The organism is Luteolibacter arcticus, from assembly GCF_025950235.1.
Classification (GTDB): Bacteria; Verrucomicrobiota; Verrucomicrobiia; order Verrucomicrobiales; family Akkermansiaceae; genus Haloferula; species Haloferula arctica.
Window position 1 is genome coordinate 106,044 of record NZ_JAPDDT010000011.1, and the last position, 21,854, is coordinate 127,897.

Consider the following 21,854-nt stretch of genomic DNA (forward strand, 5'->3'; position numbering starts at 1 on the left):
CGCCGAGCGCGCGGTTCTCGATCCGGCTACTCGCTCGCTTTCTCGATTCGCAAATCCGTCACGCGCGTGTTCGTCGCGTTGTGCCAGTCCGGCATCAGCGGAACCAGCACCAGCTCGTGGCCGGCGGTGAGATCGACTTTCACGTTGATGTCCACTGCTTCGCCTGAGCGTGGCAAGTCGATCACCGCCTGCTGGGCGGAGCGTTGGGTGTCCTTCTTGAACACGCCGAGCTTGTAGGTCGCCGCCCCGCCTTCCCACGTCTTCGAGGTGGCCTTGCCGGTGATCCGCCAGGTGCCGCTCTCCGGCGCGATGAAGGCGAGCGCCGCGGTGCGTTGTCCCGGCTCGCCGGTCCACGGCGCGCGCACGGAAAACTCGACCGCACCGTCCGCCACGCTCACCGCGGGTTGGCCCCCCGCTTCAAGTTCCTTGGAAAACCAGCGCGTGCCGTCCCATTTCAGCGGGACGTAGTTCGCCACCATCACCGGGTCGTCCGGCCAGATCGCGTCGATGCGCCAGACGGCCTTGCCATTCGCTGTTAGAGGATTGCCGTCCGCGCTGCCGGCCTGCTTGCCTTCCCACGTCATCGGCAGGCGGAAGCCGGGCTTGGCGGCGATTGCTTTCCCGTCGCCGAGGGAGATGGAGAAGTCCCGCAGCACCGCATCGCCGCCGGCGAACATGCCGTCGATCTGCGGCAGCAACGTGAGCTGGTCACCCGCCGCGAGTTCGGCGGACTTGCCTTCGAGCGGGGCTTCTCCGCCGTTGGGTATCGTGACCGCGCCGACTTTCTCCACGCCGGTCGAGGTCCGCTTCAGCAGATGGAGCGTGGTCTTGTTCTCACTGTCCCACATTCGTGAGGTGGCCTTGCCGTGGAGCTGATAGACGCCGGCCTGCGGTGCGACGAAGGTCAGACCCGCGGTGCGCAGGTGGCGGTCATTGTCCGGCCCGTGCGGCGCGCGGGTGCCGAAGAGCAGCGCGCCGTCCTTCAGGTTCGCACCCGGTTGTCCGCCGAAACCGCCTTCCTTCACGTTCCAGTCGGTGCCGGTCCAGACCATCGGCTTGAAGTTCTCCGGCTTCCGCATGTCGGCGGGCCAGAGCTGTTCGAGCTTCCACAGGGGCTTGCCCTCGGCCATCGCGCTGCTGCCCTCGCTGCTGCCGTTCGCCTTGCCTTCCCACGCCGGCGGGAGTGTCCATTTCGGAGCCTCGCCCGCGGCCTGGACGATGAAGCCGGCGTGCTTGCGGTCGAGCGGCTCCAGCTTGGTGAGAAAGACTGTCCCGTCCGTCTTCCTGTCCGTGTAAAGGATCACCGGCCGACCGGTTTTCGAGAGAACCAGCGTCCCCTGCGCGGCGGTCCAGTTGCCCATGATGTCCTCGGCGACAAGCTTCGCGCCGAAGTCCGGCAGCTTCACCGCCACGTCGCTCTTAGTCCCGCGGTCGGCGTAGGCGATCATCACCCCCTTTCCGTTCCGCTCGTCTTGGAAGATCGTGAAGTTCGCGCCCGGCGGCCGCACGAAGCCGACCTCGTCGCTGATGCCGATGTGGTGGTTATAGACGTTCCACATCGCGACCAGCGGCAGGGGAAAGCCGTACCAATCCCACAGCATCGTGCCCGGCCCGCTGTAGTCCCAGAAGCTCTGGCCGTGGACCTCGTAACCGGTGTGGAAAAGAATTGTCTTCTCCTGCCCGGCGATCGTCATCTCGGCCACGCTGCACGCGTGGGCGTTGGTGCTTTCTGCGGCGGTGAGATTGGTGCAGGCGATCGGTTCATCGACCGCGGTGTTAGTGTAAGCCCAGCCCTCGTTGAACCAAAGCTCGACGTGCTTGCCGCCGGCCTCTTCCATGTTCTGCTTCATCCGCTTGATGCCCTGCGCGTCGGTCAGCCAGCCTTCGTGGTAGTCGTGCCAGGAAACGACATCGATGTATTTCAAGCCGCCCGCCTTGAAGAACGCCGCGTTCACCGGGCTCGGCACGCCATAGACGTTGTTCACCATGATCTTCGCCTTGGGATCGGTCGCACGGATCAGCTTCGCGGTGCGGATGGTGAACATCGCATACTCGCCGTGGTGGCTCTCCCACTTGTCGAACTCCGGCTCGTTCTCGATCTCGAAGATCACCGACTTGCCTTTGAAATTCAGCACCGCCGCCTTCACGAACTTGTCCCACGCGGTCTCGATACCGAGGTCGGCCCACCTCGGATCATCGGCCTTCCATTTCATGTCGAGCGGCAGCGGTTGGCCGCTGTGCTCCTTGTCCATCAGCCCCGGCGGCCAGCCGTAGAGCACGACGTGTTGCGAGACGCCATGGCTTTGTGCCAGGTCGAACTCCTTCTCGTACCAGTGGAACGGCGCGCCCTTCTCGGTCTGGAAATTGTGCCACTTGGTCTCGGGATACCAACGAGTCCAGCCGAAGCCGAGCCGCTGGTACTTTTCCAGCATCATCTTCCCGCCGGCGAAGGAACCGCCGAAGCGCTCGCGGTAGTCCGGCTTCGTCGACTTCTTCGGGTAGGGGATGGAAGTCAGCGGGAAGTCCGATTTGTCCAGTAGTTCGCCCTTTTCATCCAGTACGGAAAGCCGGGCGTAGATGAATCCCTGCGGCACCAGCTTCATCGGCTGCGTCGCGCTGTGGGTCTTGCCCGCGGCGAGCGTGATCTTTTTATCCAGCGCCGGGCCGACCATGGTGACGCCCTCGTAATCGACGAACTGCCAGCGCATCGTCAGCTCGCGCGGCTTCGCGCCGGGATTGGAAACGTGCGCGACCATCTGCGCCGTCGCGCCCTTGTCGAAAGCATTGCCCGCCGCGCCGTCCCAGCCGGTTAGATTCACGCACTCCGCCACGGCTTCGATCTCGCGGCGCGGGATATAGTCCGCCGTGCCTTCCTTGCCAACCGTCACCGTCACGCCGTCGATCAGGATCGGCTCGTCGTAGCCGCCGATCTGGAGGAGATAGTGCGGGTTCGGCCAGAAACCGTCCGCCGGGACATCAGCCGGCCAGGTGAAGGAGACGCGCTTCCACTCGGTGCCGATCTCCGCGCTCTGCTCGGCCTCGCGCATCCACAGCCGCTTCGCCTTGGTCCCCGGCTCGCGGGCGCTTGGCGGCATCTGGACACCGACCCGGCCAGGCTTCTCGCCCTTTACGAAAAAGGAAACCGTCATCATTTCCCCGCGTTCGGCGACGAAGGGCGCGCTCATCACGTTTCCCTTCGCGATCCGCAGCGCGTATTCGCCGACCTTCGCGTCCTTCACCAGCGCTTGGTCCGGCGGTGCGACCTGGTGCCAGTAAAGCGTGCCGCCCTCGAAGCTGCCGTTGCGCAAGAGATTGCCCTGAGCAGCGAGCCCGAGCGGAAGCCATGCCGAAAGGATGATCGCGAAGTCGAGGGTCTTCATGGCTCTCCGATACGCCCGCCGATCAACCCTGTTTCACTTGCAGGGAGAATGTCACGCAACCGGGTGGCGAGCCCCGGGCTACCTCATTCTGGTACCGATCAGGGCTTATACTAAACATCCGTTTGGATTAAGCGGGCCGGATGGCTCGCAAGAAGACCCGCAGTGAAGAATATGCCGGTGGTTTCCCCGCTGGCATGGAAGCGTTCCAATCCCTAACAGATCATCGCGACGGCAAGGCCAAGCGCCACTACTTCGGCGGGGTGCTCTTCATTGCCCATGCCGCCATGACCTGCGGCACCCGTGGACAACCGCCCCTGCTCGCAGGCAGCAAGTCGCATTCGAGGCGCTTCACCTCCCGCGTTGCAGCTCTTCCACCAAAGGAATGACTTCCTTTCCGATCAGTCCGATGGAGTTCAGCGCTTGATCGTGAGGCAGCGAGGCGACGCTCATCTGGAATGACATGCGGGAGATGCCGCCGAGCTTGGCATCGTAGGAGAGGATCTTATGCGCGACCGTTTCCGGATCGCCGACCATCAAGGCACCGCCGGGAGACGCCCCGGCGTCGAAGTGAGCCCGTGTGGTAGGACCCCAGCCGCGTTCCTTTCCGATTTCGTTGAAGCTGCGAAGGTAGCCGGGCGAGAAATCTTCGGCTGCCTGTTCGTTGCTCCCCGCTACATAGCCTATCGCGTGAACTCCCACGGTAAGACGCTCGGGTGGGTGACCGGCCTCTGCGCCAGCCTGGCGGTAGAGATCGACCAAGGGTCGGAAGCGCTCCGGGGTTCCGCCAATGATCGCCACCATGAGCGGAAGGCCCAGAGTGCCGGCCCGGATGAATGACTCCGGAGTGCCTCCGACGCCGAGCCAGATCGGTAACGGGTCCTGGATGGGACGCGGATAGATTCCTTGGCCGTTGAGCCGCGGGCGATGCTTGCCGGACCAGTGAACCGTCGGGTTTTCGCGAATCTTGAGTAGCAGTCCCAGCTTCTCTGTGAAGAGCGAGTCGTAGTCTTCGAGTGAGAGGCCGAACAATGGGTAGGCATCGACGAAGGAGCCTCGGCCGACAATCATTTCGGCGCGGCCTTTTGAGACGAGGTCAAGGGTCGCGAAGTCCTGGAACACGCGCACCGGGTCGTGGGCACTGAGGACCGTTACTGCGCTGGTCAGACGGATACGCTGGGTGCGGCCTGCCGCTGCCGCGAGGATCACCGCGGGTGCGGAATCCGCGAAGTCAGGCCGATGATGCTCGCCGATCCCGAACACATGGATTCCCGCTTGGTCCGCGCACTCAATCTCTTCGAGGAGATTGCTCATGCGGTCGGCGGTGCTGAGTCCATCGCCCTCGGGTGCAGCTGGTGAGTTGATGACGAAGCTATCGATACCGATTTCCATGGGTGGAGCGTTGTCCATTTTCTAAGAGGTGCAAGAAGGTGCTGGTGCTTTCATGATCCTAGCGCTCAAACAGCCGTCCAGCATCCCCGGATGGTGTCGTCCGCGTCGCGTTCACCGAACACGACGCGGACAGGTCGCCTGCATCAATCGATCGTGCCAGACTGGTTTCAAAACTGACTGGCAATCGCTCGAAGCGATCTTACTTTTGGGCCTTCTGGGCGCTCGCCAACAGCTGCGTTTCCCATGCAAAGGCGATGCCGGTGGCTCCTGCATGGTCCTCGAGGACGGCGGTGAGTTGACCCGCGGTGTCCTCACGGGCCCAATCGCGCTGCCACTCGCTGAGCACCGTCATCCAGGTCACAGGCACGGCTCCGGCTTGCACCATGCGTCGAACGGCCATGTCGTGTGCCTCCGCGCTCATGCCGCCGGAGGCGTCGGTGACGATGAAGACGTCATATCCTTCGCCCAGTGCATGGATTGTCGGCATGGCCAGGCAAACCTCCGTCCATAGCGCCGCGAGGATGAGCTGCTTGCGTCCGCTCTTCTTCACGATGTCGGTGACGTTCGGATCTTGCCAGGTGTTGATGAACGTGCGGTCGATCGGCTTCTGCTCGGGGAACACCGCTTGTAGTCCCTTGATCAGATAGCCGCCCCGCTCCTCCAGCACCGTGGTGAGAATGGTGGGGACATTGAAGATCTTGGCGCTTTTCGCGAGGGCGATCACGTTGTTCACGATCATGGTTGGGTCGTGGCTGTTCAGATTCGAGAACTGAAAGGCTTGGTGATCGATCAGCACGAGAATGCTGTCTTCCGGGCGGAGCAAGGCCTTAAGGCCGGTCTTGTTGTCACTCATGATGATGGTTCCTTTCGGGTGGGCTGGTTTTGATTTGGATACTTTTCAACTGGTGCGCCCGGGTCCTTCATGACCCCGGTGCAGCAGCGCAGGATACCGGCTCCGCCAAACACAAGGTAAGACTTTGTTGGTTGGGTCGCTCAACCTTTGGGGTGGGGTTGTCGCGTCTTCAGGACTGACACTTCGGCCGACGCTGAAATCAGCTCAATGTGTTTTTACGTGGCTTGCTCATCCTTCTGGATTTGGCTACGGCGTGGCTCATGGAACTCCGCCATCTTCGCTATTTCGTGGCAGTCGCCTCCCACGGCTCGTTCAATCGCGCGGCAGTGATCCTGAACATCACCCAACCACCGCTCAGCAGGCAGGTGAGAGACCTGGAAGAACATCTGGGCGTGCCCCTACTCGTTCGCGGTAACAATTCGGTGAAGCTTACGGAAGCGGGCGAGCTGTTTTATGAAGAAGCTCGCGAGGTGCTTGCACGCGCAGACGATGCGGTCCGCCGCGTGCGTGGCGAGACGGGTAAGGAAATTCTCCGGGTGGGCTACGCTCCTTCGATGACCACGGGCATCATGTCCGCCGCGTTGGCCAGGTTTCAAGCGGCCGTACCGGGCGTGCGGATCGAACTGGCGGACCTGTCATCGAGGGAAATCAACGAGCTGGCGGCCGAGGGGCGACTCGACCTCGTCGTGACTCCCGGGGTTTCGGTGGCGAAAGGAATCCCGGGCTTCCAATTCACCGAACTGCGCCGTCTGGCACTAGTGCTGGTGCTTTCGGAGCGGCATCCGCTGGCCAAGCTGAAGCGGATTCCAGTCGCCCGGATGCATCAACTGCCGCTGGTCGGACTGGCGAAGGATAATTTTCCCGAGTATGTGCCGACGGTGCGGGGCATGTTCAAACCCTTCGGGGTTTCGCTGCGCTTCATTTCATTGGTGAACGACGGCATCTGCACCCTTTTTGAAGAATTGGAAGCGAACAATGCGGCGGCCATCTTCGCCGAGGGGATTTCCGGCATGATGCCACGGACAGTGGTGATGAGGCCGTTCGCGCCGAAGTTACCCGGCGCTCCGGTCCTGATCGGTCTTCCGGCATTGCGCCCAAAGCCACATGCCGAGACGTTCGCCCGCTTGCTGATTGAAGAAGCGCGAACTCGATAGAAGGTCTTTTGGCGATCCCGAACGCCTGAAGGAGGCCTCGGTCTCAAGGTTTTGGGGTTGCATAAAATTACATAATGGGGCGAGTTTGTTCCAACGCGGTTCCCGTTCCGCTTCAAAACTCTCCGCCTTGGTGGTCCGCTTTTATCCCACCGATCCTTCACGCTGCCGACGTATGAAAACCCGGATATTTCGATCTTGTGCCCTAGCGCTCGCGTTTGCCGCCGCTCTCCCGCCTGCCCGGGCCCAAAGTGGTGAAACCGACCCCGCGCCCGGCTACGCGGCTCCACCTGCCATCCTCAATATCGGCGGCAACGCCACCGTGGCCGCTTACTCCCCGCCCCACGAGCAGATCGAAAACCCCGCGGACGATGCCGACGACATCAACGAGAGCCGCACCCGCGAGGCATTCGCCCGGCCCATCCACGTCACTCCGGACAATCTCAATCCCTCTGGCAATCCCATCCGCCCCCTCGCCACCACGGACTGGTGGACCAGCGTCCTCATGAGCGGCGATGGCGGCACCCTCTGGCAGTATCCCATCACTTCCAAATTCGTCGCCGCCGGCATCGAGCTTCAGCACATCCTCGGTCCCGGAAACACTTCACCCGGCACTCCTGCCACCGGCTTCGCCACGGGAGGTGTTCTCCGCGTTGAGGCCTTGGAGAAACCGAATACCTCCGGCCTGCCCGACTATCCGGTCCCCGGTTCGGACTTCGAGGGCAACGGCCCCAACCTCCCTGCCGGTTGGACGATCTCGACCATACCCGGTGCCACCGGTGTGGTCCTCATTACCAATCCCGTGAAGAACATCGCGGAAACTCCGGGGCTGGATCCCACGGGTTTTTCCGGCGAGCGGTTCCTGATCACGAAGAACATCAACCCCGACAACAGCAACACGCCCCGTGGCATGGTGACCAGCCCCGCCTTCACGGTGGATCGTGGCTACCTTCACTATCAGATCGGCGGCCAGGCAAACACCGCCGAGCTCCGCGTCGAGCTGATCGACAGCACCGGCACGGTCCTGGATAGCCAGACGCGTGGCACCACCCCCACGTCGAACACCACGACGCTGATCTGGCAGCGCTTCGACCTCACCGGCCGTACCGGGCAGAGCTTGCGGATCCGCGTGGTGGACAATTCAACCGGCGCTTGGATCGTGGTCGACCAAATGTTGTTGAGCAATGAGCCGCTCTCTCCCGTTACCCGCCCCGGCTCCCGCGTCATCTCCGGCGTCGCCCGCGTCCGTGATTGGTCGGACTGGATGGTAAAGGTCCGCAAGACCGACGCCATCAACCCCAACATGACGATGGATGTCTCGCTCGCCCGCAACATGCCCTTCGCCTGGGTGCAGATGGCCAATGCGAACCCTCGCGTCAGTTTCGATGTTGCCCCCGTCATTCGGAATGCGGCCGGGACCACGCTTTCCAGCGGGGATCTGGGCAGCCATGAGAGATTGTCCGTTGAGGTTTCCGGCCGTTTTTACGGCCTGCACGGCCCGGCCGGCACCTCCTTTGCCTACGATTCCACCACCCGCAGGCTCACCGCCATTCTTCCTGACACGGCGGGTTCCGACTACCTCGTGGTCAGCGCCATGCTTGCGGCCAACCAGCTCGACACCCTGGACACCTATGCCTACGCCCGTCCGGAAAAAACAACCGTCACCTACGCCTACGATCCGGCCAGTCCCACCGGCGGAGCCGTGCAATCGAACTGGAGCTATCAGATCACCCCGCTGAAACCCGGCGCCGACAAGGTTCTCCAGGGCTGGCTGTCACCACACTACCGAGAGACCGGCGCAAACCTCGGCTTCGTGGCGGGTTTGGAATACACCACCCCGCGTGGCCTCTTGCGCTGCGGCGAAGCGGTTGCCACCACCGGCTTCACCATCAACTACGGCTTCAACGGCATCCTCGGGAATTTCGCCAAGCCCACCGTGCTGAACCTGCCGGATGGCTTCGATCCCGCCTACATGGAGACCCTCCTCCGCGAATACGACCGCACCAACAACGGCGTTTGCGATGACACCTATTTCGGCGCCAAGAACCTCGTGAAACATGGCCGGGCCATGCACATGGCCAAGGAACTCGGCCTCACCGACGTCTATGAAAACCTGAAGGCCGAGCTGAAAGCCTCGCTCACCGACTGGTTCACCTACGACGGCACCGAGCAGAACCACTACTTCGCCCACAACGAGCGCTGGGGCCATATCATCGGTCACAACTTCGTGCCGGATTTCAATCTCGCCGGCTTCACCGACGTTCATTTCCACTACGGCTACTACACGCTCGCCTACTCGCTCCTCGCGCAGGAGGACGAGGCATTCCGCGACCAGTTCAAGGACATCGCCGTGGAGCTTGCCCGCGCCTACGCCAACTGGGAGCACCCGACCACGATGCGGAACGCGAAGAACCAGATGCAGTATCCGTGGATGCGCACCTTCGAGCCGATGGTCGGCCACTCCTATGCGGGCGGCAGCGGTGGCAACAACCAGGAATCTTCCTCCGAGTCCATCCAGGCTTGGGCCGGCATGTTCCTGCTGGGCGAGGTGCTGCGGGGTAATGATCCCCGCGCCGGCGATATCCAGGCCACAGCCGCCTTCGGCTACGCCATCGAGACCCGCGCCGTTTACGAATACTATTGCGACTATCACGGCAGTCCCTTTTCCGCCAAGCCACTCGACCGCAATGGGCAACCGGCCGTGGGGCCCACCCGTCATGGCAACTGGCCGGACTCGTTCCGCTACGGCAAATACGCTTCGGAATATCCCAACCATCCCGCGTGGATCTTCACCAATGGCATCATGGGTGACAACGGGAACACCTTTGCCAACTACTTCTCCGGCGAACCCGCGCACACCTATGGCATCCAATGGCTCCCCAACGCCCCGCACATGATGTTCCTCGCCCGCGATCCCGACTTCATCCGCGGCCAGTTCAACACGCTCTTCAAGTATCGCGGCGACCACTATGCCATCGGTTCGCTCAATCCCTTGCGGACCTCGATGCAGAACAGCCGGAACAAATGGTACAGCGCCCCCACCGCCGATGATCCGGACCAGCGCGTCGTAGCCATCAATGAAGGCTGGCCGACCTATGGCATCAAGTGGGCCATCCAGACGGTCTATGAACTCAATCCCGCCTACGCCCGGCAAACCGCCAACAACCCGCTCTACCGGAACGGCCAGTGGCTGGTCACTTTTCCCGCGACCGACACCTTTGGCGCGCAGGTCACTTTCCCCGCCGCCATCTGGACGCCGGACGCGTTGATCGCCGACAACCCGCACCTGGTTCCTCCCGCGGTCGCGGCCGATTTGCCAACCTACTCCCTCGTGCAGTGGATCGCCGGGATGCACATGGCCGGTGGTGGACCCGGCCCGGATTGGGCTCGTTACAAGGCGGCCTACAGTTGGGATCCTGCCGACTATTCCTCGCGTGACAGTGCCGCGAGCATCACCGGCTTGCTCAAGGCCATGCAGGACATCGGCGGCAATTCCTGGCCGCTCATCGCGCTCTGTTACGACGGTTTCGCCGAGCCGGAATTTGCTCTCAAGGTGATCGCGGAATACCGCCGCCGCAACCTTTCCTTCGCGACCGATACCGAGTCGAACATGTTCTTCTACAACTACCTGACCTCGCTGCAAGGCTTGGGCACGATCCAGACCGACCAACATCTTGGCATCGGCACCAGTGCCGTCTTCAAGACCGCCGGCGGCGAGCGGAATTACATGGTCCAGAACATGTCCGCTTCCTATCAGCTGGTCGATGTTTTCGAAGGTGGAGCCGTGATCGGACAGGTCCTGGCCTATCCGAAAACCACCACCCTGCAAAAGGGCCTCTTGGAAGCCACCGAGGATTTCGCGCCCATCGGCATCGTCCCGGAGAACAACGCCACCAATGTTTCCGTCAACCAGGACAAGATCGCTGTGATCTTCAGCGAACCCTTCAGCCCGGCCACGCTCGACACGGAAGTCACAATCTCCGGTCCCGGTGGCCTTGGCCTCCAAGATCTCGCCAGCCCCTCGCCGCAGATCGCGGAGTATCGCATCGTGGGAAATTGGACGCTCGGCGCCGCCTACACCATCCTCGTTCCGGCCACCGTTGGTAATGCGACCAACACCGCCACGGTGGGCACCGCACGGCAATTCTCTTTTACCATCCAAGGCCCCTTCGGCTTTGACATCACCGGCACCGCTCCGGCCGCCGCCGCCACGGGCGTGGACCCCGGTCTCGATACCGTCGAGGTGGCTTTCAACAGCCGCGTGGATCCCGCCACGCTCGGCGGAGTCACCTTGGCGGGCGCGGGCAATCCGGATCTGACTTACAGCTCGTCCGCCAGCTCTCCCGGCAAGGCTGTCTTCAACATCGGCTCCGACTTGCAGCCTGGAGGTTCCTACACCCTGACGGTCCCTGGCAGCGTTGCCGACGTCTACGGCCAGACCTTGGGCACCGCGGAGACCTTCACCTTCACTACCCGCCAGGCGGATACCGTGCTGGCCAGTTGGCCAACCACCCTGGATTGGAGCAAGTTTACCCAGGTTGCCAGTTCGGGTGAAGCCACCAGCACCGTCGCCGGCGCGCGAATCTGGGCCTTCGACGCCGTGGGCGATTTCGTGACCCTCAGGATCGCCGCCGAGCAGGCAGGAATTTACCATCTGGTGGTAACCTACAGGCAGAATCCGGGCCGGGGCATCTGCAAGCTGGTTCTCAATGGCACGGATGTGCCGGACAAACTCCTGGATGAAACCCTCGGCATCACCCCCGCCAGCTTTGACTTCGGTAATATCACGCTCAATGCGGGGGATAACCTCCTACGCTTCGAGGTCGTGACCAAGAAGGGCACCGCCGCTCCCCAGTTCTCGCTCATCGACGCCACCTTCACGCCGGTGGAGATCTTCCCTCCGGTCTCTTCCGGCTATGCGGCTTACCAGCAGGAAAACTTCGGTGCCGGCCAGCCCGTCGACAGCGGAGCGCACGAAGACTATGACAAGGACGGTGTGGTGAACTTTCTTGAGTTTGCCTTCGGCACGCCTCCTAAGTCCGGAACCCAAGTCCGCTATCCGCTGGTGACCAATGATGCTTCCACGGGAATGGTCACCGTCGCCTATCCGAAAGCAAGTGCGGGCCTGCATTACCAGGTAAGGCGTTCGTCCAACCTCAGCGACTGGTCGCCAGTCCCCATGGTAGGCGAGTCATTCAACCCGGGCACCGGCCTCTATGAAACGACCTTGGAATGGACGGCTTCCGCATCTCAGCCCATCTTCATCAGCATCGAGGTCACCGAATAGCTCTCTCCCTCCCGCTCCCCGCTAACAAATAAGGGACGGGCATGTCCTCGTCCCCGTGTGGGCAGGCTTTGCTGCCAAGACCACGCTCAAGTCTTGCCGCATCAATAGCGAGTCTCCCTAGGAGCGCCCGCGACTTGGCGGAGCAGGGGCAGTTGCTATACCAGTGCGTGGAATCATCTTGCGTCGCGCAGCGAGGTGGCGGAGCGGAATGGGAGCGCAGCGGACATGTAAGCGTGGTCCGAGCCGCCGTCCAATTTCCCTTGTTGGCTTTGGGGGCTCAGGCCGCTTCACAAACCGGCTTGCTTTCGCGGGCCCGCAGCCAGTTCGCCGGGGCAAGAGTAGGGTCCCCCCTCCACCCCAACTCCGACCGCATGGTGACGGTTGTCCGGTTGCGTTTGCCTCAATCTGGGTTCCTGTTTCGCGTGGCGGTCACGAGGTGCCTGACACCGTGCAGCTTCCACCGGGACGAACACCAAGCAATGGGATGAGAAACATCACTCCGGACCAAATCGGCAAGGGCGCGGGCCAGGCGGGCGAAACCAACCGCTCGACCTCGGGTCTCGTCGCATCCCTGATGGACGATTTCATCCGGATCCCGGGGACCGATATCAGGTTCGGGCTGGACCCGATCCTAGGCCTTTTTCCAGGGCTGGGAGACACAGTCGCCTCGCTCGTTGGCGTGGCCATCATCAACGAAGCCGGTCGACGCGGCGTCTCGCGGAAGGTGCAGGTCACCATGGCTCTCAACATCCTCGCCAATGCCGCCGTCGGCGCGGTTCCGGTGGTCGGCGACCTCTTTTCGGTCTGGTTCAAATCCAACCGCCGGAATCACGACTTGCTGCAAAAGGCTCTCTCTGCGGAGATGTCGCCTGCCGAGCGCGAAAAGGCGGTCCGTCATGCAAGCAGCTTCGCAATTCTCCTGACCGCCGGGGTGATTCTTGGAGTCGTCCTCATCATCATTGGGTCAATCGCGCTGCTGAAACTTGTCTTCGAGCGGATGTCCACATAAGGCGGGTTTGACCTCCCGAACCAATGCTACTTGCCGGTCGGTCTCCGGTTCACAGCTGCCCTCTTGATCAGGGCCAAAGCGTCTTCGGGCGGCGGATCGATCCGAACGAGCAACGAGGCGGCTACTGTTCCACTTCGACCAATCCTGGCGGCGAAATCAATGGCAAGAACGGTTGTCGGCCGTTGAAGAAGCTCAATCAAGCGTTCCAAGGGATTGAGTAAGGTCTTGAGATCTCGGGGAACGGACCGGTCTGGCGATGCAGATCATCGCGAGGGTCTTGCGCGCCTTCGCCGGGCTTTTCTAAAGTTCGTCATTACGAAGACCGGGGTGGTCTTGATGTTGCGGAGCCGCAGTTCGATTTCCCAGCGCCGGGCGTGGAGGCAGTGCAGTTCGACTCCGTCATGGGCAGCCGGATCGGTGATCGTGGTCACCATATCGTCTTGGGACGGTATCGCCCGGTCCGGCCCTCGTGAACGCAGGCGGATAAGTAGGCCGCCCCCTCGACCGGACGGATCGTAATGCCGACGAAAGAAGTCGGGGGTGTGTTAGCAAAAAAGAAAGCGCATTTCCCCGGTCGTCTGTTCCGAACGCCCCGGGAAATACTGCTGCTAAATATCATAGTTGTCCGAAGCAGGTCGGTCCAACTTGCCACTTTCCTTGTGGACACCCTCATTTCGTTCTCACGAGGATCGGGATGATGGTGGATGCAGAATGAGAAGCGGTGCTTTTTTACGGCGTGGCATAAACAGGTGGGTCCAATTCTGCAGCCGCCGCATACTTGGGTCTACGATTGAGTGATCTTGCTACTTCGCAAACACCCGAGCGGCGGCCTCCCGGCCAAGTAGTCCCTGTTCGGCCCACTCCTGGGCAAGTGCCCGCTGCCTCAGGCCTACACTATCTCGTTTCCCTCGGTTCATCGTCCTCGGCGTGAACTCAAGGTTGAACAGCTTTTCGTCGAGTTCGGGCGCAGCCGAGCGGGGAATGATGTGGTCCACTTCGATGATCTCACCGGCGTAAGGGCCGCGGGTAATGGTCGCCGCATTCCCTCGCCGGAGTTCGGCCATGCCATTGTTAGTGAGGCATCCCAGCCGCTCCAAGATCATAAGATTTCGCTGCCGTGGGCCGCCAAGATGCCGACGACATTGGCATCATCAAATCGACCCACATCGAGGCGATCGAACACGAGCCGGTCAACCAGCTCGTCTGGAACTGCTCGATGCAGTCAGAGCGATGGGCGATCCGGAGATCCAGACCGCATCCAGTGGTACGAGATGGCCTTCCGCATGCAGGCCCCCGTTCCCGAACCCGCCGATACCTCTGGCGAGCCGGCGCACGTGTACGAACTCTACGGCAAGGACAGCAAGGTCGTAGCACCTACGAAGTCCCGGCACGGACGGCGGGGAGTTTGTTAGAGCGCGGCACCAATGATGCCATCAACTTCGCCGTCGGCGGCGCTGGCAGCATCGCGAGCTGCTGGCTGGAAACCGTGCTGGATGCTCAAAGGTTTTTCTCCACCCGCAGGCGGACGAAACGCCTTTGCGCAGAGCCGAGAGAGACGTTGCTTCGGACCTTCATCGAAGTTGGTGTGCTTTCGATTACGGTCAGGTGTCCGGCGCCTGATTGCCACGGGGACGGGAGGCTCGCGCTGATTTCGGGGATGTAGGTGATATCAGTGGCGGCGGGATTCTTGCGGAAGGTGAAGGTGAGGTAGGTACTGCCCCCGAGGGTTTCAAGGGCCGCTTGGGGCAAGTCGGAGGCTTGGGCCGTCAGCGGATTGATCCCGAGGGCGTAAGCAAGGATGTTCGGGAGGTTGAGCGGGCCATTGCGATCGTCCTGGCCGCGCCGATTGGCCGGCAGCGTGGCTAGCACTGGCCATGATTCGAACCCGCCGGATGTGGTCGATGGGGTGAATGTCACCTGTGCGAGGAAAGCCGCGTGCAGCCCGGCTTGGCCGGAGCCGTCGGTGGCGAATTCCCATCGGACGACCTGTGGTCCCACGCCCCCGATTTCGAAGTTGTCCAGGGTCCAGTCCCGTTCACCGCTCCATGACGCGAGTGGCACGCCATTCAAGCGGACGCGAAGAAAATCGTAGTTCGATTCGGATGAAACCTTGCTACGGAATGCCAGTGTTCCGGGGCCGGGGAGGGTGGTTTCAATCCAGGATAGCGTGTTGTTGCCGGTGTTTCCGCTGCGTGCCGCAAAAGGAATTCCCTGGGGCACATGGGTGGACTGTAGATACCAACTCGACTGTCCGCCTTGGGAGAATGTGAGGCCAGACGGACTGAGGCTTGAGTCGAATGGCGAAGGAGGTGCCGCCGGGGTGAAGATCACATTGGCAAGGAAGGCCGCATTGAGGCCGCTCTGGGTGACGCTGTCGTTCGCGAATTCCCATCGTATCGTTTGTGGTCCTTGGCCCCCGATGTTGAACGAGTCCAAGGTCCAATCCCGCTCGCCGCTCCACGAGGCGAAGGTGGTCCCGTTCTGACGAACCCGCAGGAGATCGAACCCTGCCTCCGAGGAAACCTTGCTACGGAATGCCAGCGTGCCGGGGCCGGGCAGGGTGGTTTCAATCCAAGAAACCGAATTGTTTCCGATGCTCCCGCTTCTAGCGGCGAGGGGGCTGCCTGCGGGAACGTCAGCGGACTGGAGATACCAGTGGCTCGTGCCGCCACGCGTAAAGGTGAGACCCGATGGGCTCAGGCTGGCACTAAAGCTTGGAATGATGGTAATGGTCCACGAATTGACCGCATTTCCAGTCGCGGTAGTGGCCTGCACCTGGACAGTGAACACTCCGGCGGTGGAGGGTATGCCGTCCAGCAATCGACTGGCCGGGTCGAATGAAAGACCTGGTGGGAGTCCGGTGATTTGGAAATTCTCGGCGGGGAGCACCGTCTCGATCCGATATCCGAAGGGCGTCCCGGCTTCGCCCGAGGCCAGTGGGACATTGGCAAATTCCAGGACTGGATCACTGATCGAAAGCGCTAGATTGACCTGACTGGTTCCGAAAGCGTCGGTCGCGGATACTTGGATGGGGAAGGTTCCCGCGACCGTGGGCACTCCGGAGATCACTCCCGTTGCCGGGTTGAGTACCAGCCCATCCGGCAGACCGCTGGTAGCGAAGGTGGCCAAGCCATGGCGGGTCGAGACCTGCCAATGGTACGCTCCTCCCCGCAGGCCGGGTGGCGCGGGGAAAACCAGGATCTCGGGATTGGCCGGCGGCAGCGCTGCCAGAGCCACGGAATGGAGTTCACCCGCCGAGATGTCAGAGATGCGACCGATGCCGGTAGGACCTGTAATCTGGCCATAGCCGTTGCCTCCCCAGATCACCAGGGTGCCGTCCGCTTTTAATGCCATGCTATGAGTCTCCCCGGCGGCGATACGGACCACGCCGCTCTGGGCGGCGACGGGAACCGTGGCTTGATTGCTCGTGTTATAACCCCAGGCCACAACGCTCCCATTGTTCGTCAGCGCAAGATTGTGGTAGCCGCCCGCCGCAATCGACGTCACATCCGCAAGGCCGACGGGAATGGCGAGCTGGTTATAGGTATTGTTGCCCCAGCCGGTCACGGTGCCATCGGCTTTCAAGGCGATGCTGTGGCGGTCTCCGGTGGCGATCGACACCACCGCATTCAGGCCGGCCGGAATGGTGAGTTGTCCGTAGCCATTGTAGCCCCAGCCTCGCACCGTGCCGTCGCTCTTGAGTGCCAGGCTATGCCGGTAGTTGGCGGCGAGAGCCACGACTCCGGAGAGGTCGGTGGGGACTGTCGATTGGCCGTCACTATTATAGCCCCATGCCACTACGGTTCCATTGTTCCGAAGCGCCAGACTGTGCCTTTCTCCAGCGGCGATTGCCACGGCCGTGGTGAGCGAGGCAGGCACCGTCGTCTGGTTGTTACCATTGTAGCCCCATCCCGTCACCGTCCCGTCTCCCTTCAAGGCCAGGCTGTGATAGTAGCCACCCGCAACCGCCACCACATTGTTCAGGCCGGGAGGAACCACCGTCTGTCCGTCCCGATTATCACCCCAGGCAAGCACCTCGTGAACGGTTAGAGGAGCATTCAGACTCCCGGTTCCGTGGGCATTGGTGGCGGAAATCGTGATATTGAAAAGCCCGGCCACAAGTGGCTTCCCGGTGATCAGTCCCGTGGCGGGATTGAGCGTGAGGCCTGCTGGCAATCCCGTGACCGCAAAGCTGCCCGGGCTGTTGCTGGCAGTCACCTGATAGCTGAAGTCGCTGCCCAGCGCGGATGACGGAAAGGCTCCACTTGAGATTGCTGGTTGCGGCCGGTTAATCGTCAGCGAAACCGTCTTCTGAACGACACCAGAAGCATTCGCCGCGGAAAGGATGATCGTGAATGTGCCAAACTCGGTCGGACTTCCGCTGATCACTCCGGTCGCCGGATCGATCTGGAGTCCGGCAGGAAGGCCCGAGGCTGCGTAGGAGTACGCGCCTTGGGTCGCTGCGATGCGGTAGTAAAACCCGCCGCCGATGGCCCCCAACGCAAAGGCGGGACTGGTGATCGACGGAGGTTCCGCGCCCGGTTCGATGGTGGCGATTGCCAACGAGTGAGAGTCTCCGGCGGCGATTGCCGCCACCTTGTTCAGGCCCGTGGGCAACGTCGTTTGACCGCTGCCATTGTATCCCCAGGTGACCACACTTCGATCGGACTTCAGGGCGAGATTGTGGTCGCCGTTCGCTGCGATCGCGATCACCCCACTCTGGGCTGCGGCGGGAACCGTGGTTCTGTTATTGGCGGAATAGCCCCATGCCACCACTGCACCGTTGGCCTTCAGCGCCAAGCTGTGATAGGCCGCGGCGCTGATGGCGACCACGTCCGAAAGACCTGCCGGAATGTTGAGCTGGCCATCGCCGTTGTTTCCCCATGCCACCACCGTGCCATTCGCTTTCAGCGCGATGCTGTGGCGCTCGCCTGTGGCGATGGCGACCACTGTATTCAATCCGGCGGGGATGTTGAGCTGACCATAGTTGTTTAATCCCCAGCCGCGGATGGTGCCATCGCTCTTGAGTGCCAGGCTGTGCCGGTAGTGGGCGGCGATGGCAACTACCCCTGAGAGATCGGCGGGGACCGTGGATTGGCCATCGCTGTTGTAGCCCCATGCCACCACGGTGCCGTCCGCTTTCAGTGCCAGACTGTGCCGTTCGCCAGCGGCTATCGCCACGGCGGTTGTCAGGCCCGCGGGGATGGTGACCTGATTGTTGCCGTTGAATCCCCAGCCCGCGATCTTCCCGTCCGCCTTGAGAGCGAGGCTGTGATAGTAGCCGCCGGCCAAGGCGATGACGCTTTCCAAGCCCGAAGGCACGGCGGCCTGCAGATCCGCGTTCTCTCCCCATGCGACGACCGACCTGGTCTCCAAGGATACCGCCCGCGTGCCTTTTCCATAGGCATTGGTCGCGGTGACCGTGACCGCGAAGATTCCGAACTGCCGGGCTGCTCCCGAGATCAAGCCGGTTTGCGGATTGATCGTCAGGCCGGGGGGGAGGCCATCCGCTCCGAAGGATGTGGGCGTGTTGCTGGCCGTGACTTGATAGCTGAAGCCATTGCCGACGGTGGCGACCGCGGTGGCCGCGCTGGTGACCACCGGAACCGCGCCGTTGATAATCAGATTCAGGGTCCGCTGGACGGTGCCACTGGTGTTAGTGGCCGAGAGAGTCACGGCAAAGGATCCGGTCGTATTGGCGGTGCCGGAGATCACCCCGGTGGTGGGATTCAAGGTGAGGCCGGCAGGAAGGCCGGTGGCCGCAAAGGTGGCGGGTCCATTCCTCACGAAAATGCGATGATGGAAGGCATGGCCGCTGACCCCATTGGCGAGCCGGGGGCTGGTAAAGATCGGACTGGAAACGCCCGGCTCGAGGGACGAGAGCGCCAGTCCGTGGTAATACCCCGCTGAAATCGCGGCCACACGGCTCAGGCCGGCGGGCAGGGTGGTTTGCAAGTCGCCGTTGTTGCCCCAGGCGATGACGCTGCCGTCGGACTTGAGGGCCAGGCTGTAGGCATCGCCTGCCGCGATGGCCACGACATTGGTCGCCGCAGCGGGGACGGTGGTCAGGCTATAGCTGGAATAGCCCCAGGTAGCGATCGTCCCGTCGGCCTTCAATGCGAGGCAGTGGCCTCCGCCTGCCGCGATGGCGACCACGTTGTTCAATCCCGCCGGAACCGTGGTCTGGTTGTAGCCGTTGTAACCCCACGCGACGACCGTGCCGTCGGACTTCAGCGCCAGGCTATGCTGATACCCGGCGGCGATGGCCACGGCGGTATTCAGGCCGGCGGGCGGCGTCGCTTGACCGTAGGAATTCGCTCCCCACCCGGTGATGGTGCCATCGGTTTTGAGAGCAAGCGTGTGCATGCCGCCGGCTGCAATGGCGGACACGCCCGACAGTCCTGCCGGCGGAGTGGCCTGAGCCGAACTGTCCTGTCCCCAACCCACGACGGTGCCGCCTGCGCGGAGGGCGACGCTGTGGTAGCGACCGGCCGAGATGGCGATGGCGTCAATCAGGCCAGTGGGTGGCGTGGCACGGTTGTTGGCATTGTTTCCCCAGCCGGCCACGGTTCCGTCCTGCCGGAGAGCCAGGCTGTGGGACTCCCCGGCGGCGATGGCGATGACTCCTCCAAGGTTCGAGGGAATGACTGTCTGGTTATTGGCATTGTAACCCCAACCGGCGATGGCTTTGGTCTCGAGGGTCAGGACTTGGTTTCCGGAGCCGTAGGTATTGGTCGCGGCGACGGTGACGGTGAAGATTCCCAGTTGCTGGGCGGTGCCCGTAATCCGGCCGGTCTGCGAGTCGATCGCGAGGCCCTGTGGCAGGCCCGTGGCGCTGAACGTGGCCGCCCCATTGCTGACCGTGACTTGGTGACTGAAGTCGGGGCCGACCGCGATGACCGAGGGGACGCTGGTGACGATTGGCACCGCGAGATTGATGGAGAGGGCCATCGGTTTCTGCACGGTGCCCGCGGTGTTAGTGGCGGAGATGGTGACCGCGAAGTTTCCGGATTCGGTGGGACTTCCGGAGATGAGCCCGCTGGCGGGATCCATCTGCAATCCGGCGGGAAGCCCCGAGGCCGCATAGGTCGCCGGCTGATTGCGCGCGGGCACCCGCAGGTGGAATGGATGATTCCTCACGCCAAGGGCGAAGGCCGGCGAAAGGATCACCGGAGATGGACTCGCGGGCTCCAGCGCGGCGATCGAGATTCCATGATTCGCCCCGGCGGCGCAGGCGGCGGCCTTCACCACTCCGGGCGGCAAGGTTCGCTGCGTGGATGAGTTGTCTCCCCAGACCACCAAGGTGCCGTCCGACTTCAGCGCCATGCTATGAGCGACTCCCGCGGAAATGCCCACGACCCCCGAAAGTCCTGCGGGAACCGTGGTCTGACCGCTACCGTTATATCCCCAGGCGGCGACCGTGCCGTCCGCGCGGAGGGCGAGGCTGTGATAGGTGCCCGCGGCAATGGCCACCACGTTGGTGAGCCCGGCCGGGATGGCGAGTTGGTTGTCGGCATTGGTTCCCCAGGCAACGACCGAGCCGTCGCTTCTCAACGCCACGGAATGACGTTCGCCGGTGGCGATGGCGGTGGCGGTATTGAGGCCGGTGGGCGTTGTGAGCTGGCCATAGTAGTTGTATCCCCAGCCGGTGACCGTGCCATCGTTCCTGAGGCCGAGCGTGTGGTACTGGCCGGCGGCGATGCGGGCGATGCCGGACGTGCCGGCGGGAAAGGTAATCTGGCCTTCGCTGGCGCGGCCCCAGCCTGTCAGCGTGCCATCCGATTTCAGAGCCACGCTGTGTCGCTCACCGGCAGCGATTTGGACCACACCGGTGAGGTCGGCCGGAGCGTTGAGCTGGTTTTGACCATTGTATCCCCAGCCGGTCACCGTGCCATCGGAGCGGAGGGCCAGGCTGTGATAGCCACCGCCTGCTACCTGGACGATGCCTGTCAACTCTTGCGGCACCATGCTCTCCGCGTTGATGTTGTAGCCCCACGCGAAAACCCCGTGGCGGTTGAAGACGGCACCGATGGTCTTGGAGCCGGTCATGGCCAGCGGCGCGGGGTTGGCATCGCCGGTGAGCGCACCGCTCCAGCCGAAGAATCCATTGCCCGGATGGGGAAGCGCCTTTAGCGAAACGCTTTCACCGTAGGTGTATTTCGCTTTTGAAGCGGTCGCCTCCACCACGCCGCCGAGGCCGCTGGTGGTGAGACGGGGAAGGAGAGAGGCATTGCTCGCGGCGTTCGTGCCCTCCAGATACTCGTCGAGGTTTGAGACCCCGTCGGCATCGAAGTCACCCATGCCGGTTTGGGTGAGGTTTCCGAAAGTCGCCGTCTCCCAGGTGTCTGGCAGGCCGTTGTCGTTGCTGTCGAGATAGAGCGTGGCCGCCGCGCTGGTCACGGGTCCTGTCGCATTCGTGATCGTCACCGTGTAGGTGCCCTCATTCGCCGCTGCCGCTGCGGAAATCACATGGGAATCTCCCGTCGCCCCTGGGATCGCGGTGTTGTTGCGCTTCCACTGGTAAGTCGCGGTGGAAGGGCTGGCTACGACCACCGAGAAGCTAGCGCGGCCGCCTAGGGTGGTGAGTTGGTTCGCAGGCTGGGCGAGGATTACGGGCAGCCCGGCGACGGAGGCTTGCTGAGAGGTTTGGTTTCCGGCGAGGTCGTAGGAGAGGGTGGCTGCGACACACGGATCAATCAGAAGAAGGAAACAAACGACAGCCCGTCTCGCCCGCCGAAACATGCGCAGATGAGGAAAGATTCTTCTCCGGGCAAACCATCCAGCG

Annotated in this window: 10 protein-coding genes; 5 read left to right on the forward strand and 5 right to left on the reverse strand. The window is 62.4% G+C overall.

The genetic code is table 11. The features are described from left to right. Nucleotides 1–26 precede the first annotated feature (26 nt). A complete protein-coding gene (locus tag OKA05_RS20900; RefSeq protein ID WP_264489137.1) occupies nucleotides 27–3,380 on the reverse strand; it encodes a carbohydrate binding domain-containing protein in 3,354 nt (1,117 codons plus the stop codon). Between the two features lie 140 nt (nucleotides 3,381–3,520). Between OKA05_RS20900 and OKA05_RS20905 the strand changes: the two genes are divergently transcribed. After that, nucleotides 3,521–3,766 (forward strand): transposase family protein, encoded by a 246-nt coding sequence (locus OKA05_RS20905; protein ID WP_264489138.1) that lies wholly within the window; start codon nucleotides 3,521–3,523, stop codon nucleotides 3,764–3,766. Here the strand turns inward: OKA05_RS20905 and OKA05_RS20910 are convergent. Further along, on the reverse strand, nucleotides 3,729–4,769 hold the full coding sequence (locus tag OKA05_RS20910; protein WP_264489139.1) for an LLM class flavin-dependent oxidoreductase: 1,041 nt from the start codon (nucleotides 4,767–4,769) through the stop codon (nucleotides 3,729–3,731). The genes OKA05_RS20905 and OKA05_RS20910 overlap by 38 nt on opposite strands. Nucleotides 4,770–4,968: 199 nt before the next feature. After that, nucleotides 4,969–5,622, reverse strand: coding sequence for a hydrolase (locus OKA05_RS20915; protein ID WP_264489140.1), 654 nt, complete (start codon nucleotides 5,620–5,622; stop codon nucleotides 4,969–4,971). Nucleotides 5,623–5,882: 260 nt separating this feature from the next. Between OKA05_RS20915 and OKA05_RS20920 the strand changes: the two genes are divergently transcribed. The 3 genes from OKA05_RS20920 to OKA05_RS20930 all read left to right on the forward strand — a co-directional run bounded on the left by OKA05_RS20920 (nucleotide 5,883) and on the right by OKA05_RS20930 (nucleotide 13,069). Then, on the forward strand, nucleotides 5,883–6,776 hold the full coding sequence (locus OKA05_RS20920) for a LysR family transcriptional regulator (RefSeq protein WP_264489141.1): 894 nt from the start codon (nucleotides 5,883–5,885) through the stop codon (nucleotides 6,774–6,776). A gap of 172 nt (nucleotides 6,777–6,948) precedes the next feature. Beyond that, complete coding sequence (locus OKA05_RS20925) at nucleotides 6,949–12,060, forward strand: glycosyl hydrolase (RefSeq protein ID WP_264489142.1); 5,112 nt, start codon at nucleotides 6,949–6,951, stop codon at nucleotides 12,058–12,060. A 484-nt stretch (nucleotides 12,061–12,544) separates the two neighbouring features. Continuing rightward, the gene (locus OKA05_RS20930) at nucleotides 12,545–13,069 is read left to right on the forward strand and encodes a DUF4112 domain-containing protein (RefSeq protein ID WP_264489143.1); all 525 of its coding nucleotides are present in this window, start codon (nucleotides 12,545–12,547) and stop codon (nucleotides 13,067–13,069) included. A gap of 803 nt (nucleotides 13,070–13,872) precedes the next feature. On the opposite strand, the gene OKA05_RS20935 is transcribed toward OKA05_RS20930, so the two are convergent. Then, on the reverse strand, nucleotides 13,873–14,172 hold the full coding sequence (locus tag OKA05_RS20935; protein ID WP_264489144.1) for an HNH endonuclease family protein: 300 nt from the start codon (nucleotides 14,170–14,172) through the stop codon (nucleotides 13,873–13,875). A gap of 27 nt (nucleotides 14,173–14,199) precedes the next feature. Here OKA05_RS20935 and OKA05_RS20940 point away from each other — a divergent pair, with 27 nt between their 5' ends. Next, complete coding sequence (locus tag OKA05_RS20940; protein WP_264489145.1) at nucleotides 14,200–14,481, forward strand: DUF1501 domain-containing protein; 282 nt, start codon at nucleotides 14,200–14,202, stop codon at nucleotides 14,479–14,481. An 85-nt stretch (nucleotides 14,482–14,566) separates the two neighbouring features. Here the strand turns inward: OKA05_RS20940 and OKA05_RS20945 are convergent, their stop codons facing one another. Beyond that, nucleotides 14,567–21,811, reverse strand: a complete 7,245-nt coding sequence (locus OKA05_RS20945) for a putative Ig domain-containing protein (RefSeq protein ID WP_264489146.1) — start codon at nucleotides 21,809–21,811, stop codon at nucleotides 14,567–14,569. Between the last annotated feature and the right edge of the window lie 43 nt (nucleotides 21,812–21,854).